We start from the raw sequence: 518 nt of genomic DNA, 5'->3' as shown, positions 1-518 counted from the left end.
CGCGATTACGTTTGTAGTAAGCCTGGCGGCTTATCCCCATGAACTGGCAAGCCCTGCTGATACTCAGGTTTTGGACTCGCTTTTGCGCGAGGACTTGCCGGGACGCTTTTTTATGACAGAGAGGCCGTAGTCATTTTTCAAGACATCCACGACAGCTTCGAAAAACTGCGCTTTCTGATTGGACAGAGCCAACTGCTCTTCAAGTTCTTTGATGCGTTGCTCTGGCGTCAATGGTCGGTTTTTGTCGGGCATAGACCCCATCCTCGGCGAGCCAATGTATGTGCCCGGGCTCCAATCCTGCCGACCGTGCTTGCGTAACCACGTCAGAACGGTCGTTTTGCCTTGAATCCCGTAGCGCTCCTGAGCCTCTTTATAACTCAGCTCGCCTTTTTCGACCTGGTCGACGACCGACAATTTAAAAGTCAGCGTGTAGTCTCGCTGACTACGCCTTTTTGCTGATTCCATTACGCCCTCCTGAAAATAGATCAGAAGGTGTAAACCTTATTCAGGACGGGACA

General features: G+C 51.4%; 1 pseudogene. It reads right to left on the bottom strand.

Annotated elements, in window-relative coordinates:
* A pseudogene (locus ACM6IT_RS25860) lies at nt 1-465 on the bottom strand (IS3 family transposase); the annotation flags it as partial.
* Nucleotides 466-518 lie beyond the last annotated feature (53 nt).

Origin of the sequence: Pseudomonas sp. IT-P4 (assembly GCF_949767755.1) — a bacterium.
GTDB lineage: Bacteria > Pseudomonadota > Gammaproteobacteria > Pseudomonadales > Pseudomonadaceae > Aquipseudomonas > Aquipseudomonas monachiensis.
This window is presented reverse-complemented; position numbering and strand designations above follow the sequence as displayed.